Raw genomic sequence first — 3,704 nt, 5'->3', positions numbered from 1 at the left:
TGTATCATCAAATATCATAGAAGAGAGAAAAGATTTGAGAAAAGAGGGAGAGATTTACTTTGAAGTGAAATATTCGAAAAAGGTAAAGATACCAGAATGTCCGTATAAATGTAAAGGATGTAAAGACAAGCGAGAATACATAGTACGTAACGGTAAAGCAAAAGAAAGGATTATCAAGGCTGGCAAAGTTGGAACACAAAGAATATATCTGATACACAGACCACAAAGATACATGTGTAAAAAAACAGGGAAAACTTTCAGAGATGAGAAGATAAGTTATAGATGGCAAAGAATAACAAGAGCAGAGACAGAAAACATTGTAAAGGGTTTGCGTAAGATGAGCATATCAGCAACCGCGAAAGAGTTTGGTGTAAGTGTGAGAACTGTGAGTAATTTATTAGATTCGATTGAAGTAAAAGTAGATTGGACGAAATTTCAAGATATGGAAGATATAAAGTTAGGGATAGATGAACACTCATTTAGAGGGTTTAAGATGGTGACGACGATAGTAGAATTAAACACCTCAAACACAATAGCGATATTGAAGTCAGACAAAAAAGAAGAGTTGAAAGGATTTTTAAATAAAATACCGTATGAAATAAAGCAAAAGATAACAGAAGTAGCTATCGATATGAGAGCCTCGTTTAAGAATGCAGTCAAAGAAGAATTACCTGGAGTGAAAGTAGTAGCGGACCATTTTCATGTAGTAAAAGACGCACAGAAAAAGCTAAGAGAAAGTATAAAGATAGAAGAAGAAGTAACGAATAACAATAAAAAGATACCTGTAAAATTATTCTTTTTGAATGGAAAGAAATTATTAAAAGAGAAGAAAAAGGTAAAGAAATTATACAAAACATTGAAGGAACATCCATATCTAAAAGAGTATTATAGATACCTACTAATGTTGAAATGGATGTATAAAGCAGAAACGTATGAAGAAGGGAAAAGAAGATTACACATATTGATAGAGAAGATGGAAGAAAGTGAAGATCCTCAGGTATGGAGATGGGCCAAAACATATATAAGGTGGGAAAAAGAAATACTCCAATATTTCGTTAATAGAACAACGACGGCTAAAGTAGAAGGACGACATACACACATAAAATTAATAAAAAGAATAAGTTTTGGATTCAAGGAAGTTTTGAGATATACCAAAAAAGTTCTATTAGGAGTGATGCCAGAAAGATTCATAAAACTACCAAATTTCATCACAGAAGGAACAACATATTGCAAACAGTTATCCTTTCTGAGCTGAAACTACTCAACAAAAAATCGCTGTATTACCTTTTTCATCATCTCTTCAGTCTATTCTATCAACCATATTTGACAAAGAGCCCGCATTTTGTTGACAGAGTTAAAAAAATATGTTATACTTTATACGATTGGAAAAGGGTGCGTAGCTCAGTGGGAGAGCGCTTCCTTGACGCGGAAGAGGCCGTAGGTTCAATCCCTACCGCACCCACCATTCGTTTTCATCCAATTTATATATATTGCTAATAAAAGCAGGATGAACTTTATCCTGCTTTTATTTTTTATTATTCATAATTTCAAAAATTTTGTTTCTGTACTTTTCATTAATACATATGTACTCACTGTCTTTAAAAATTAATTTTTCTTTATCGTTCGGGCCGTTTCTGATTATGGCGCTTACCAGGGCGGAAACTGATTTTTTGTTCTTCAATTCTAAGGTTTCCATGATTTCTTCAGACTTCAACTTCCCTTTTTCGATCAATAATTCAAGAAACCTTGTTGTTAGTGGCTTTAAGTTTTTTACAAAGCTTTTTAATTCTTCTTCATTCCACTCTTTTTTTGATCTTCCGCTTATCAATTGTTGTATTATTTCTACTCTCTTTTTTAAATCGTTAGAGAGAAGGTAAAATAGAATTTCTCCATTTATTTCTGATTCATCCAGTATTTCAATAAGAGAATCGAAGGTTTCGTTATCTATGGTAACTTTGTAATTTTCGTCTCCGTATTTTAGGCTACCTTTTTCGTAAATAATATTGAAAATAGAAAAATAACTTTCTAAAAGTTTTGAATATAAAAAGTCCCTTAACTCATAACTTTCAAGTGTTTTGAGTAATTCGTGTGTTGACTGAAAATCTTCTTTTCTTTTAATTTCGTTAAAAACAAGTTCTTGAAGTTTTTTTTGATTTTCTTCTTTTAATAGGTCTTCCCCTAAAAATTTTACGAGCATTTCTAATTCGTCTTTATACATGGCGGGTGGCTCCCTACTATCTAATTTTTTTAAATCATTAACAATTGCATATTTGTTAAATATTTTTCATTAAAACTAAAATGTATCCCCTTTCCAACCCCACATCGTGTTTTTAATATCTAAGAAGTTTATATACACGCGATCTTTTGGTATATTCAATTGTTGCTCTAGTAATTGACAGAGTAACTTAGAGAGATCTTTTGTTTGTGATTCAGGCAAACCTATGCTCCTTAATTCCACAAAAGCTGCTAAATCTGAGCTTCCTTGAAAGTGAATATGAGCACTATCTTCTAAACTAACCATAACATAAAATTCTGGTTTACCAAGAACGTTAGCAACTTCCTTTGAAAGAATACTTAACAATTCTTCTTTGTTATCTATCTTTTTATTTGTGGTTACCTTTAAATATGGCATTTTTTAGCCTCCTTCAACAAACTAATTTAGCGCCCCTTCGCCCCGCAATCTTCCTCAAGTATTTTAGCACATTCAATTCAGAAAAATCAATCTTAAATTTGACTTATTGTTATAACTATTATATAATTGGAATATACCAATAAGAAGGGAGTGAGATTAAAATGGAAGAAGCCCCTATTCCTCTCTATTATAAACTTTATCTGGACTTAAAAAGAGAATTAGAGGAAGATTATAAAAAAGGAGATAGGTTGTTGACAGAGAACGAGATATGCAATAAATTTGGTGTTTCACGTTTGACGGTAAGAAGAGCGTTGGAAGAACTCTCAAAAGAAGGGTTAATAACAAGAAAAAGAGGACAAGGTACGTTTTATACAGGACAAAAACAAGAGGAAGAATTAACCAGGCTAACAGGTTTTACCGATGAAGCAATTAAACAAGGCCATTCAACTAAATCCGTTGTATTAGAAAACAGGCTAATAGAAATTCCTCCCGAGTTAGTTGAAGAGTTTAAAGTTCCAAAAGACGGGAGAGTAGTGCTATTAAAAAGAATTCGATTTTTAGATGAAGAGCCTTATGCAATCGAAACAGCATACTTGAATCCCAATGCAGATATAAGGGTATTGAACGTAATAGAAAGAGATATGTCAAAAGAATCGTTATATAGAATACTAAATAACGAATATGGTATAAAATTCACTCATGCCGTAGAAACTCTCGAGGTAACAACTTTAAACAAAGAACAAGCTAAATATTTGGCCCAAAGTGAAGGATCTATTGCTGCATTGAGAACGAGATATACCTATATAGAAGATAAAAAGTGTATTGAATACGTTAAATCAGTTTACAGAGGGGATAAATACAAATTCAAGATAGTCAGAAAGGCATAAGATTTTTCTGAGGAGGTAGTATAAAAGTGCACTACTATACATTAGATGAAATAAGAAGAATCCCCAATCTCTTAAGTAAGTTAAATGAGCTTGATTTTTCTTTTTCAAAAGAGAAAAAATATCTTTTTGTTGGATGTGGTTCTTCATACAACATTGGATTTATAATGAAAGAAATATTGAACAAA

The 3,704-nt window shown here is 32.1% G+C and carries 4 protein-coding genes and 1 tRNA gene; 3 read left to right on the top strand and 2 right to left on the bottom strand.

Annotation, left to right across the window (positions count from 1 at the left end):
* Positions 1 to 13: 13 nt before the first annotated feature.
* Positions 14 to 1,255: an ISL3 family transposase gene (locus tag X928_RS00030; protein ID WP_103077946.1), complete on the top strand. Its 1,242-nt coding sequence runs from the start codon at positions 14 to 16 to the stop codon at positions 1,253 to 1,255.
* Between the two features lie 135 nt (positions 1,256 to 1,390).
* Positions 1,391 to 1,465 (top strand) — tRNA-Val (locus X928_RS00025).
* A gap of 60 nt (positions 1,466 to 1,525) precedes the next feature.
* On the opposite strand, the gene X928_RS00020 is transcribed toward X928_RS00025, so the two are convergent.
* On the bottom strand, positions 1,526 to 2,218 hold the full coding sequence (locus X928_RS00020; RefSeq protein WP_012209355.1) for a hypothetical protein: 693 nt from the start codon (positions 2,216 to 2,218) through the stop codon (positions 1,526 to 1,528).
* 75 nt (positions 2,219 to 2,293) lie between these two features.
* Entirely contained in the window at positions 2,294 to 2,632 is a 339-nt protein-coding gene (locus X928_RS00015; protein WP_012209354.1) for a phenylpyruvate tautomerase MIF-related protein, read from the bottom strand.
* Positions 2,633 to 2,793: 161 nt separating this feature from the next.
* Between X928_RS00015 and X928_RS00010 the strand changes: the two genes are divergently transcribed.
* Positions 2,794 to 3,519, top strand: a complete 726-nt coding sequence (locus X928_RS00010; RefSeq protein WP_012209353.1) for a GntR family transcriptional regulator — start codon at positions 2,794 to 2,796, stop codon at positions 3,517 to 3,519.
* Positions 3,520 to 3,704 lie beyond the last annotated feature (185 nt).

It is taken from the genome of Petrotoga miotherma DSM 10691 (assembly GCF_002895605.1).
In the GTDB taxonomy this organism is placed as follows: domain Bacteria; phylum Thermotogota; class Thermotogae; order Petrotogales; family Petrotogaceae; genus Petrotoga; species Petrotoga miotherma.
Note: the sequence above shows the minus strand (reverse complement) of the source record. Positions and strands in the feature narration are given on the sequence as shown.